Consider the following 11,671-nt stretch of genomic DNA (forward strand, 5'->3'; position numbering starts at 1 on the left):
TACCCGGTCTGGACGGCGCTCCCGGTGCCGTACGAGTTCTGGCGCCTGCACAACTGGCTGCCGAGCTGGATCTGACATCGTGAGCCGCGGCGACGAGTGGCTGCACGACCCGCGGCCGGTCCAGCGGGTGCGCCTGTTCGACGACGCCGCGGTCGATCCCCGGGCGTGGCCCGCCGCGATCCCCGCTGTCGCGCAGTTCCTCGAGGTCGCGGACCGCGACGGCTGGGAGTTCGGCCCGGGCGTGACGTTCCTCGTCGGTGAGAACGGCTCGGGCAAGTCGACACTGATCGAGGGCATCGCGGAGGCCTACGGGCTGCCCGCCGAGGGCGGGTCGACGAACGGGGGCGGGCAGACCCGCCGCACCGAGAGCCCGCTCGGCGAGTGGCTGCGGCTGGAGCGGAGCCCCCGCGCTCCCCGCTTCGGGTTCTTCCTGCGCGCCGAGACCATGCACGGCTACTACTCGTGGCGCGACGATCTGCCCGATGCCCCGCCGAGCCTGCATCCGATGAGCCACGGCGAATCCTTCAACGCCCTGCTCGACGAAGCGCTCGACCACCCGCACTACGTCGCCGGTCTGGCGTGCCTCGACGAGCCCGAGGCGGCGCTGTCGTTCTCGTCGACCCTGCGGTGGTTGGCCTCCCTCGACCGCATGCGCTCCCGGGGTACCCAGGTGATCTGCGCGACGCACTCCCCCGTGCTCGCGGCCCTCCCCGGCGCGACCATCCTCGAGCTCGGGGAGTGGGGCATCCGCGAGACCGCGTGGGAAGACCTCGAGATCGTGCGACTGCATCGGGGGTTCCTCGACTCGCCCGGCCGATACCTGCGGCACCTCCTGGACTGACGGAGCGCGCGCCGAAGGGACGCGCCCCCGGCCGCCGGCTCAGCGGAACATCATCTTCTCGTAGAGGGTGCGACCGCGGACCTGATCGACGAGGCCGCCGAGGCGGATGTCGAGTTCGGCGTCGGCGGTGAAGTCGTAGTACTCCGGGTGCTCGCCGGCGTGCAGCACCGCGGAGAGCGGCGTGCGATGCGGGCGCATGTCGAGCGCCTCGATGAGCCGAGGTTCGGTCACCATGAAGGAGATCCGGTCGTCGCCGCGCTCCCACGTCCATTCGAGGCGCGTGGGGTACGTCTGCTGTCCCGGACCGTCGACCTCGCCGCTCGTGGACAAGCGCAGGGGAAGCAGATCGTCGGTGAGGATCTCCTCGCCGCGCGCGAGGTAGAACGTCGGGATCTGGATCTGCCCCAGCCCGAACAGACCCTTCGTGGTCATCTGGACGTACACCAGCGTGTAGTCGCCGATGTGGGCCCGACCCCAGAACCAGTGGTCGAGGAACGACCCCATGAGGTGGTTGCCCCAGTTGTGGTCGTGGTACGCCGTGCCCGCGAGGGTCACGGTCTCACCGCCCTCCGTGATCGTCGCCTCCACGGTGCCGTACGGCACCGGGACGACCCAAGCCAGATAGTGCGACTTCGCGGCGTCGAAGAACGTGATCCCCGCGCCCGGCCGCCAGGAGGGTGCCGCGCGCCGGATCGTGACCTCGGCGGACAGTCCCTCGACATCGAGGTGCAGGCGATAGGTGTCGAGGTCGCCCACGACGGTGTTCGAGCCGATCCGGACCTCGCAGCTCTCCGTCGCCGCCGAGAACGTCTCCGCAGGGAAGACGGGCTCCACGTGCGTCCGCGTTCCGTCGGCGTGCTGGCGGATCACGAGCACCGTCGGCGCGAGCGGGCCGCCGGGATCGGTGTGGGGCTTGTTCGAGAACGTCACGACGAGGGTCGAGCCGTCGTCGAACTGGCAGTCGAAGTACCACCACTCGAACGTCGAGTCGGCGGCGTCCGCGGCGCGATAGCCGTCCTCCCACGGTTCGACCACGGCGCCGTGGAGGCCGAGGGCAGCCATGCCTTCGCCCTGGGCGGCATCCATCCGGGCGCGGATCTCTGGGGTGTCGGGAATGGCGTGCGCGGACATGGGCTCCTCCTCGAGCGTCGGGTATCCCACATCCTGGCCGAGGACGGGCGGATCGGCCAGAGCAGACGGGTCCTCAGACCAGCGCCGCGGGATCCGTCGTCGGCAGGGCGCACGTGAACGCGCGGCAGTCGTAGGCCGTGGCCTCGCCGCCGCGGGAGACCTTGCCCTCGAACAGCTCGAAGCCGGCGCGAGCGAAGTCCTCGGCCTGCTCGGCCGTGAGCACCGCGACGACGTCGGCCGCGACCCGGCGCGCGGCGTCGGCAAGAGCGGCATCCGTCTGGCCCACCACGACGACCTGACGCGGGGGCGTCGCGAGGCCGAGAGCGACGTCGAGGATCGCGCCGTACGCCAGGGGAGCAGCGATCGCCGCGGGGGCGGCGGCACGGACGAGCGTCTCGGCGGCCTCGCGATACCGCTCCCCCGCCCCGAGATGCCAGAGGTCGAGCGCCGCAGCGGCGAATGCCGAGGGTCCGGAGGGGGCGGCCCCGTCGCTGGGGACGCCCTGCGGCTGCATCCCCTGCACCGCGAGCACGGGGTCGCCGCCCCCGGGAGGACGGATGCCGTCGACCGTCAGGCACGCGTCGACCAGGGCGCGGGCGCGTTCGGCGTACACGACCTCACCGGTCACGCGGCCGAGGACGAGGAGGCCCCGGGCGAGTCCGCCGTAGTCCTCGAGGGTCGCGGGCGCGGTCGAACGGATCTCGTCGAGCGACGCGCGGCGGAGCGTGCCGTCGTCGCCGACGTTGCTCTCGAGCACGGCGTCGGCGGCCCAGCGGGCGGCCTCGAGGAAACGGGGATCGGTGCGGGCCCCGGCCGCGGCGAGCGCCGCGATCGCGTGCCCGTTCCACCCCGTGACGACCTTGCCGTCGAGGGCCGGCGGGGCGAGCGCGGACCGGTCGGTGACACGGTAGTAGCCGCCCTCGGAGCGTTGCCCGTCGACGATCGACTCGGAGTCCTGGGCGGCCGCGATGCCGCCGGTCGGCAGCTGCAGCACGTCGACGAGGAATCCGGCGATCCCCGCCGCGGTGTCGTCGTCGCCCGCGGCGAGAGCGACCTCGACGAGCCCGGCGTTGTCGGTGAGCATGCGCTCGTAGTGCGGGATCGTCCAGTCGCGGCGCGTGGCGTACCGGAAGAACCCGCCCTCGACGGGGTCGCGCAACTCGGACCGGGTCATGGCGTCGAGAGCGCGGGATGCCACGCCTGCGGCGTCCGGGACGAGGGACGTCAGCGAGGGGTGCTGCAACAAGCGGAGCACCGGGGTGTTGGGGAACTTCGGGGAGTCGAGCGAGACGCCCGCAGCGAAGCCGCCGAATTCCCGGTCCTCCCGGGACGCGACGTCGGCGACGGCGGCCGCCAGCGCGTCCGTGTCGGGAATCGCGTCGGCGGCAGCGGGCGCCGCGGCGGCGAGCGCGTCGCGCAACGCGACACCGGTGGCATCCACTTCTCCGCGGCGCTCGGTCCACGCCTCGCGGACCGCGGCGAGCACCTGCCGGAAGGAGGGCAGTTGCGCGCGGGGCTCGGGCGGGAAGTACGTGCCGGCGTAGAACGCCCGCCCCTCGGGCGTGACGAAGACCGTCAGCGGCCAGCCGAGGTGCGGGGTGAACGCGGATGCCGCGTCGAGATACGCCGCGTCGACATCGGGGTGTTCCTCGCGGTCGACCTTGATCGCCACGAACCCGTCGTTGACGAGGGCGGCGGTCTCGGCATCCTGGAACGACTCCCGCGCCATCACGTGACACCAGTGGCACGTGCTGTAGCCGATCGAGACGAGCACGGGCACATCGCGCTCGGCCGCGACGGCGAACGCCTCGGGCCCCCAGGGGAACCACGCGACGGGATTGTCGGCGTGGGCCCGCAGGTAGGGGCTCGAGGCGTTCGCGAGGCGATTCAGCGTCGTGTCCGTCGTCAGTTCAGGTCGTCGGGGTGGGTGCCGACGCGGCCCGACCCGTCGCCCGGATCGATGGTGTCGATCGCGGCCATCTCGTCGGCGGTCAGCTCGAAGTCGAACAGATCGAAGTTCTCCTCGAGGCGCTCGCGGCGCACCGACTTGGGGAACACGATGAGACCGTGCTGGATGTGCCAGCGCAGCACCGCCTGAGCGGGCGACTTGCCGTGCGCTTCTGCGGCATCCTTCACCGCGGGGATCTCGAACAGGTCGTACTTGCCCTGGCCGAGCGGGCCCCACGACTCGATGTGCATGTCGTGCTCGGCACCCCACGCGCGGATCTCCCGCTGGCTGAGCGCGGGGTGCAGCTCGATCTGGTTGACCGCGGGGGTCACGCCCGTCTCGGCGACGATGCGGTCGAGGTGCGGCACGAGGAAGTTCGATACGCCGATCGAGCGGGTCTTGCCCGCCTCGCGGATCTCGATCATCTTCTGCCACGCGTGGAGGTAGTTGTCGTTCTTCGGCGTCGGCCAGTGGATGAGGTACAGGTCGACCGCGTCGAGGCCGAGCTTCTGGAGGCTCTCGTCGATCGCGGCGTGCGGCTCGTCGCCGTCGTGGCGGTCGTTCCAGAGCTTCGTGGTGACGAAGAGCTCGTCGCGGGCGATGCCGCTGGAGGCGATGGCGCGGCCCACGCCCTCTTCGTTCTTGTAGATCGCGGCGGTGTCGATGTGGCGGTAGCCGACCTCGAGGGCCTCGGACACGGCGCGCTCGGCGTCGTCGGCGGGCACGAGGAACACACCGTAGCCGAGCTGGGGGATGGAGTTTCCGTCATTGAGCTGGACAGAGGGAACAGTCATGTCCCTCAGCCTAGGAGGGGCGGGCGACACAGGGTCCGGGGTTGACGCCGTTCACGTGAGCGGTGCCGCGGTCGACGCGCGCGCGAGCGCCTCGGCGACCAGGCGCACGTTCTCGACGACCGATCCGGCGGTGACCCGCACCCGGCCCGCGGCCGGCGCCGCCGTCTCGGTGTCCACCACGAACGGCGAGCCGGCGGCCACGCCGATCCCCTCGACCGCGGCGTGCACGAGGGCCGCCCGCTCGTCGCGCACCGGCATCCACAGGTTGATCCCGTCCGGATCGCCCACCTCGATGCCGAGTCGGCGCAGCCCGCTCGCGAGCCGGTCGAGACGGTCGCGGTAGATCAGGCGGGCGGTGCGCACCGGCGCCGTCGAGCGCGGATCGGTGAGGAGCTCGTACAGGACCGACTGCAGCAGCCGCGACGTCCACCCCGGGCCGAGCATGCGGCGACGGACGATGCGATCCACGATCGCGGAGGGGCCGCCGAGCGCGGCGATGCGCAGGTCGGGGCCGTGCGACTTGGAGAAGCCGCGGACGTGGACGACCTGGGCCGGCACCCACAGCGCGAGGGTCACGGGCGGCGCGGTGGCGATGAGCGCCGAGTGGTCGTCCTCGATCACCGTGACCCGCGTGCCCCCGGGAACCGTCAGCAGCACGTTCGCCAGCCGCCGGGCGCGGTCGAGCGACATCGAGACCCCGGTGGGGTTCTGCGCGCGCGGCTGCAGGAGCAGGGCCGACGGGCCGAGCGCGAGCGCGTGGGCGAGAGACGCGGGCAGGATGCCGTCGGCATCGCTCTCGAGAGGGACGGGGACACCGCCCGCCGCCTCGATGAGGTCGAAGAAGTAGGGGAAGCCGGGCGACTCGACCGCGACGCGATCACCGAACCGCACCACCTGGTCGAGGGTGCGCGAGATGCCGTCGAGCGCACCGTCCACGACCGTGAGGGCCTCGACCCCGCGCACCGGCCACTGCTCGCGCAGCACGTCGTGCAGGTCGGGGAGCACCGGAAGGTCGTGGTACCGCCCGGTGTCGGCACGCGGCCGGGCCCGGGCGAGCGCTCGCTCGAGCGAGGGCAGCATGGCGGGGTCGGGTGTCCCGAGCGAGAGGTCCAACCGCAGCGCCGCGGCCGCCTCGCGTCCGGCGCCGAGGCCCCGGGGTGCTCCCTGCACGCGGTCCGCCGACATGCCCTGGACCCGGGGGCTCAGCCACTCTCGACGTTCCGCACGGACGAAGGTCCCGGCGCGCCCGCGCGAGAACACCACCCCGGCGTCGGCGAGCGCTCTCCAGGCCGTCGCGACCGTGCCCGTCGACACCCCGAGCGCCGCGGCGACCTCCCGCACGGTCGGCAGCCGCGCGCCGGGCGCGAGCGTCCCGTCGCTGACCAGGCGGGCGATCTCGGCGGCGATGCCGGCGGGCGTGCGTTCGACGAGCACGTCGGGCGAGATCATCCGGCCCCCAATTTACGGCGTGGTCACTCGTGGAAATCGTGGAGAAATGTTCAAGCGCGACAGTAACAGAACCGGACGACGGCCCGGAGGAACGAGGGATTCCCATGACGACGGTGCGCGCGGCGATCACGCAGACGACCTGGACCGGCGACAAGGAGTCGATGCTCGACAAGCACGAGCAGTTCGCGCGGGATGCCGCCGCGCAGGGCGCGCACGTGCTGTGCTTCCAGGAGCTGTTCTACGGCCCCTACTTCGGCATCACTCAGGACCAGAAGTACTACCGCTACGCCGAACCCGTCGACGGGCCCATCGTGCAGCGGTTCGCCGCCCTGGCGAAGGAGCTCGGGCTCGTCACCGTGCTGCCGATCTACGAAGAGGCCCAGACCGGCGTCTACTACAACACCTCCGTGCTCGTCGACGCCGACGGCACCGTGCTCGGCAGCTACCGCAAGAACCACATCCCGCACCTCGACAAGTTCTGGGAGAAGTTCTACTTCCGTCCCGGGAACCTCGGCTACCCCGTCTTCGACACCGCCGTCGGCAAGGTCGGCATGTACATCTGCTACGACCGCCACTTCCCCGAGGGATGGCGCGAGCTGGGCCTGAACGGCGCCCACATGGTGTTCAACCCCAACGCGACCAAGCCCGGTCTCTCCAATCGGCTGTGGGAGGTCGAGGGACCGTGCGCCGCCGTGGCCAACGGCTACTTCGTACTGCAGCCCAACCGCGTGGGACGCGAGGACAACGAGTACGGCGAGGATGCCGTCTCCTTCTACGGCACGAGCCAGGTCATCGACCCGCGCGGCAACCACGTCGGCGCGGTGGGCTCGTCGGAGCACGAGGAGATCCTCGTCCGCGACCTCGACATGGACCTCGTACAGCAGATGCGCGACGACTGGCAGTTCTACCGCGACCGTCGTCCGGACACGTACGGCGAGATCGTGGAGGCCTGACATGGCGACGACCCTCATCACCGGTGGCACCGTCGTCTCGGCGACCGGACGCTCCGCCGCCGACGTGCTGCTCGACGGCGAGACCATCGCCGCCGTGGTGGCCCCGGGCTCCACGCTGCTCGGCCATGACCTCACGGCATCCGTGGACCGCGTGATCGACGCGACCGGGAAGTACGTCATCCCCGGCGGGATCGACGCGCACACGCACATGCAGCTACCCTTCGGCGGCACGAGCGCCTCGGACACCTTCGAGACCGGCACGCGCGCCGCCGCCTGGGGCGGGACGACGACGATCGTCGACTTCGCCGTGCAGCGCGCCGGCGAGCGCGTGCAGGACGGCCTCGCGCACTGGCACGAGCTCGCGGCGGGCAACTGCGCGATCGATTACGGCTTCCACCAGATCGTCGGAGGGGTGGATGCCGATTCCCTCGCCGCTCTGCCGGGCCTCATCGACGAGGGCATCTCGAGCTTCAAGATGTTCATGGCCTACCCCGGCGTGTTCTACGCCGACGACGCGCAGATCCTCCGCGCGATGCAGGTCGCCGCGGACACGGGGCTGCTGACGATGATGCACGCCGAGAACGGTCCGGTCATCGACGTGCTGGCCGAACAGCTTATCGAGAAGAGCAAGACCTCGCCGTACTTCCACGGCGTCGCCCGCGCGTGGCAGATGGAAGAGGAGGCCACGCATCGCGCGATCATGCTGTCGCACCTCACGGGCGCACCGCTGTACGTGGTGCACGTCAGCGCGAAGCAGGCCGTCGAGCAGCTGGCCTGGGCCCGCGACAACGGCCAGAACGTGTTCGGCGAGACGTGCCCGCAGTACCTCTACCTCTCGCTCGAGGACCAGCTCGGCGCGACGAGCGAGGAGTGGGGCGACTTCGAGGGGGCGAAGTGGGTGTGCTCCACTCCGCTGCGGTCGAAGCACGAGGGCCACCAGCACCACATGTGGCAGGCGCTGCGCACGAACGACATCCAGATGGTCTCCACCGACCACTGCCCGTTCTGCATGAAGGACCAGAAGACGCTCGGACTGGGCGACTTCCGCGCGATCCCCAACGGCATCGGCTCGGTCGAGCACCGGATGGACCTCATGTACCAGGGCGTCGTGACCGGCCAGATCACGCTCGAGCGCTGGGTGGAGCTGACCAGCACGACCCCGGCGCGCATGTTCGGCATGTACGGGAAGAAGGGCGTGATCGCCCCCGGCGCCGACGCCGACATCGTCGTCTACGACCCCGCCGGTCACACCTCGATCGGGCTCGGCAAGACCCACCACATGAACATGGACCACTCCGCGTGGGAGGGCTACGAGATCGACGGGCACGTTGACACGGTCCTCTCGCGCGGCAAGGTCGTCGTCGACGACGGCGCCTACATCGGTGCCCGGGGAGACGGGCGCTTCGTGAAGCGCGGCCTGAGCCAGTACCTGGTCTGAGAGGAGACCCCATGGACTTCGGAGTCGTCCTGCAGACGAACCCGCCCGCGGCCCGCACGGTGCAGCTCGCTCAGCTCGCCGAGGCGCACGGTTTCAGCCACGTGTGGACCTTCGACTCGCACCTGCTGTGGCAGGAGCCGTACGTCGTGCACTCGGCGATCCTCGCCGCCACCCGCCGCGTGACGGTGGGCCCGTTCGTGACGAACCCCGCGACCCGCGACTGGACGGTCACGGCATCCACGTTCGCCACGCTCAACGAGATGTACGGCAACCGCACGATCTGCGGCATCGGCCGGGGCGACTCGGCCGTGCGGGTCACGAACGGCCGGCCCACGACCCTGAAGGCCCTGCGCGAGTCGATCCACGTCATCCGCGAGCTCGGGAACTCCCGTGCGGTGGAGTACAACGGCGCGACGCTGCAGTTCCCGTGGAGCCGCGGATCGGAGCTGGAGGTGTGGGTCGCCGCCTACGGCCCCCTCGCGCTGAAGCTCACCGGTGAGGTGGGCGACGGGTTCATCCTGCAGCTGGCCGACCTCGACATCGCCGAGTGGATGATCGCCACCGTCCGCCGCGCGGCGGAGGAGGCCGGCCGCGACCCGGACGAGATCGCCTTCTGCGTCGCCGCGCCCATGTACATCGGCGAGGACACCCCCGAGAGCCGCGCGCACATGATCGAACAGTGCCGGTGGTTCGGCGGGATGGTCGGCAACCACGTCGCCGACATCGTCGCGAAGTACGGCGCCGACTCCGACGTGCCCGCCGCCCTCACCGACTACATCGCCGGTCGCACGGGCTACGACTACAACTCCCACGGCAAGAGCGACAACGACCACGTCGATTTCGTCCCCGACGAGATCGTCGAGCGTTTCTGCGTGCTCGGCACCGCCGAGGAGCACATCGCCAAGCTCGAGAAGCTCCGGGCACTCGGTGTCACCCAGTTCGCCGGTTACCTCCAGCACGACAACAAGGAGGAGACGATGCGGGTCTACGGCGAGACCGTGATCCCCGCGCTCACTCCCCCGGTGACGGCGAAACGGTGACCGACCAGGCGCTCGCCCCGGGATCGGCGACCGCGGTGGTCACCGCCCCCGGCGGAGGGATGCCGCGCGGCCGCCGCGGGCGCCCCTCCAGCACTGCGGCGCGCGTGGGCTGGGGCGTCGCCGGGGTGGCCGCCGTCGTCGCGCTGTGGGAGCTGTACAAGCTCCTCGGACCGGCGGACGGCGTCACGGTCGGCGGTGACGGCTCGGCCGGATCGGGAGTCATCCTGCTCCCCCGCACCCACGACCGCGCCATGCCGCACGTGGGGGACATGGTCGCGCGCCTGTTCGCCCCGACCAGCGGCGGTTCGACACCGCCGTTGATCGTCTCGGTGCTCGAAGCCGCGGGGACGACCTTGGGCCTCGCGGCCCTGGGATGGCTCATCGGCGTCGCCGTCGGCGGCATCCTGGGCATCGCCATGCAGCGGTGGCGGCTCGTGGAGTGGGGGCTGCTGCCGTGGATCGTCGTGAGCCAGATCGTGCCGCTCATCGCGTTCGCCCCCGTCGTCAACGCGCTCGGCAACCAGATCGACCGCGCCGGGGTGTTCCCGTGGCCCCAGTGGTTCTCGGTCGCGCTGATCGCCTCGTACCTGGCGTTCTTCCCCGTCGCCCTCGGGGTGCTCCGCGGCCTCGGCTCCCCCGACGCGCTGCACCTCGACCTGTTCCACGCGGGTGCCGCCGGATGGTGGCAGACGCTCGTGCACCTGCGCTTGCCGGCCGCCGTCCCGCACCTGCTCCCCGCCCTGCGTCTGGCCGCGGCCTCGGCCGTCGTCGGCGCGGTCGTGGCCGAGGTCTCGATCGGGCTGCGCGGCGGGATCGGCCGCATGCTCATCCAGCTCGCGGGTCAGGCGTCCTCCGACCCGGCTGCCCCATGGGCCCCCACCTTCGGCACCGTCGCGATCGGCCTCGTCGCCGCCGGCGGCGTCGCGATCATCGGCGTGACCCTGCAGCGGTTCCGCCGAGGAGAGGAGATCCGGTGACCGTTCCCGCTCCCGCCGTCCGCGCCGCCGGCGTCGGCAAGGTCTTCCCCGGCGCGGACGGCGAGGTCGTCGCGCTCACCGACGTCGACCTCGACGTCGCCGCCGGCGTATTCGTCTCGCTCATCGGGCCCTCCGGGTGCGGCAAGTCGACGCTGCTGCGCCTGCTCGCCGACCTCGACTCCCCCACGGGCGGCGACCTGACGATCTTCGGCAAGAGCGCCCGACAGGCGCGGATCGACCAGGACTACGGCATCGCGTTCCAGCAGGCGGGGCTCCTCCCCTGGCGGACGGTCGCGGCCAACATCGCGCTGCCGCTGGAACTCCATCGCTGGTCGAAGGCCCGGCGCGACGCGCGCGTCGCTGAACTGGCCGACCTCGTCGGACTGTCGGACTTCGTCGGCCGCTACCCCGACCAGCTGTCCGGCGGGATGCAGCAGCGCGTCGCGATCGCCCGGTCCCTCGCCGCGTCGCCCCAGTTGCTCCTCATGGACGAACCCTTCGGCGCGCTCGACGAGATGACGCGCGAACGCCTGCAGACCGAACTCGCCCGCATCGCCGCCGAGACCGGCGCGGCGGTGGTGTTCGTGACGCACTCGATCCCCGAGGCGGTGTTCCTCTCGGACCGGGTCGTGGTGATGAGCCCGCGTCCCGGGCGCATCACCGAGGTCATCGACACGCGACCCGGACGGGCCCGCGACGAGGCCCTGCGCGAATCGCCCGAGTACTTCACGCGCGTGACCGCGGTGCGCGAAGCGCTCCACGGCTCCCCGGTGCAACGGGCGAACGAGCGATGACGGCGACCCGGCTCCCCTCCTGGCTGCGCGTCGCGGCCCCGATCGCGGTGGGTCTGCTCGGCCTCGGCGTGTGGTTCGCCTTCGTCGCCTCGGGGAGCGCACCGCGTATGCTCCCCGACCCCGGCGCGATCCTCGTCGAGGGCCTCCAGCGCCTCCCGCTCATCGCCGAGGCCTCGGTGATCACCGGCACCAACGCCCTCGTCGGCCTCGTCGCCGGGAGCGTCGTCGCCGTCGCCCTCGCCGCCCTGGCCGCCACCTGGCGCCCCGCGGACGGCATGACCGCTCCCCTGGTGGCGGCCCTCGCGG

General features: G+C 71.5%; 10 protein-coding genes and 1 pseudogene. 7 read left to right on the forward strand and 4 right to left on the reverse strand.

Annotation, left to right across the window (positions count from 1 at the left end; all coding sequences use genetic code 11):
- Positions 1-79: 79 nt before the first annotated feature.
- Positions 80-841 carry an AAA family ATPase gene (locus LQV45_RS10050; protein ID WP_230006888.1) on the forward strand — a complete coding sequence of 254 codons (762 nt, stop codon included), beginning with the start codon at positions 80-82 and terminating at the stop codon, positions 839-841.
- A 39-nt stretch (positions 842-880) separates the two neighbouring features.
- Here the strand turns inward: LQV45_RS10050 and LQV45_RS10055 are convergent, their stop codons facing one another.
- The 4 genes from LQV45_RS10055 to LQV45_RS10070 form a co-directional block, all read right to left on the reverse strand.
- On the reverse strand, positions 881-1,972 hold the full coding sequence (locus tag LQV45_RS10055) for a hypothetical protein (RefSeq protein WP_230006889.1): 1,092 nt from the start codon (positions 1,970-1,972) through the stop codon (positions 881-883).
- A 73-nt stretch (positions 1,973-2,045) separates the two neighbouring features.
- Entirely contained in the window at positions 2,046-3,881 is a 1,836-nt protein-coding gene (locus LQV45_RS10060; protein WP_374208177.1) for a thioredoxin domain-containing protein, read from the reverse strand.
- Entirely contained in the window at positions 3,878-4,714 is an 837-nt protein-coding gene (locus LQV45_RS10065; RefSeq protein ID WP_230006890.1) for an aldo/keto reductase, read from the reverse strand. The genes LQV45_RS10060 and LQV45_RS10065 overlap by 4 nt, the downstream gene beginning before the upstream one ends.
- A 51-nt stretch (positions 4,715-4,765) precedes the next feature.
- Positions 4,766-6,163 (reverse strand): aminotransferase class I/II-fold pyridoxal phosphate-dependent enzyme, encoded by a 1,398-nt coding sequence (locus LQV45_RS10070; RefSeq protein ID WP_230006891.1) that lies wholly within the window; start codon positions 6,161-6,163, stop codon positions 4,766-4,768.
- Between the two features lie 104 nt (positions 6,164-6,267).
- On the opposite strand from LQV45_RS10070, the gene LQV45_RS10075 reads away from it, so the two are divergent.
- From LQV45_RS10075 to LQV45_RS10100, 6 genes and pseudogenes are all read left to right on the forward strand, one after another.
- On the forward strand, positions 6,268-7,116 hold the full coding sequence (locus tag LQV45_RS10075) for a nitrilase-related carbon-nitrogen hydrolase (RefSeq protein ID WP_230006892.1): 849 nt from the start codon (positions 6,268-6,270) through the stop codon (positions 7,114-7,116).
- Position 7,117: 1 nt separating this feature from the next.
- Complete coding sequence (hydA, locus tag LQV45_RS10080; protein WP_230006893.1) at positions 7,118-8,554, forward strand: dihydropyrimidinase; 1,437 nt, start codon at positions 7,118-7,120, stop codon at positions 8,552-8,554.
- 11 nt (positions 8,555-8,565) lie between these two features.
- Positions 8,566-9,594 (forward strand): TIGR03842 family LLM class F420-dependent oxidoreductase, encoded by a 1,029-nt coding sequence (locus tag LQV45_RS10085; protein WP_230006894.1) that lies wholly within the window; start codon positions 8,566-8,568, stop codon positions 9,592-9,594.
- Positions 9,591-10,571, forward strand: coding sequence for an ABC transporter permease (locus LQV45_RS10090; protein WP_230006895.1), 981 nt, complete (start codon positions 9,591-9,593; stop codon positions 10,569-10,571). The genes LQV45_RS10085 and LQV45_RS10090 overlap by 4 nt, the downstream gene beginning before the upstream one ends.
- The gene (locus tag LQV45_RS10095; RefSeq protein ID WP_230006896.1) at positions 10,568-11,365 is read left to right on the forward strand and encodes an ABC transporter ATP-binding protein; all 798 of its coding nucleotides are present in this window, start codon (positions 10,568-10,570) and stop codon (positions 11,363-11,365) included. Before LQV45_RS10090 ends, LQV45_RS10095 begins: the two co-directional genes overlap by 4 nt.
- Positions 11,362-11,671 (forward strand): annotated as a pseudogene (locus LQV45_RS10100) (ABC transporter permease); the annotation flags it as partial. The gene LQV45_RS10095 and the pseudogene LQV45_RS10100, both read left to right, overlap by 4 nt.

This window comes from Microbacterium sp. Bi128 (genome assembly GCF_918698205.1).